Raw genomic sequence first — 236 nt, 5'->3', positions numbered from 1 at the left:
GACGTTGGCAGGCACATCAAACTTCTGCATTTCCTCTATCGGCAAATAAATTCTTCCCTGTCGCGCATCTTCACCCACATCGCGAATAATGTTCGTCAACTGCAAAGCCAAGCCCATTTTGTCCGCATATTCCAAAGTTTGGGGATTCGAAAAACCTAAAATCCGCGCAATAAGACAACCCACCACCCCTGCAACACGGTGGCAATACAGCTTTAATTCATCAAAACTACCATAAC

The 236-nt window shown here is 45.3% G+C and carries 1 protein-coding gene; it reads right to left on the bottom strand.

The window, feature by feature from the left end:
• Window positions 1-236: squalene/phytoene synthase family protein (locus ACTHS4_RS12600; protein WP_440366057.1), on the bottom strand; the 236-nt coding region annotated here is incomplete at both ends.

It is taken from the genome of Neisseria sp. P0014.S009 (assembly GCF_051958155.1).
Lineage (GTDB): Bacteria > Pseudomonadota > Gammaproteobacteria > Burkholderiales > Neisseriaceae > Neisseria > Neisseria flavescens_C.
The sequence above is the reverse complement of the archived record's forward strand: the minus strand, read 5'-3'. Positions and strand labels throughout refer to the sequence as shown.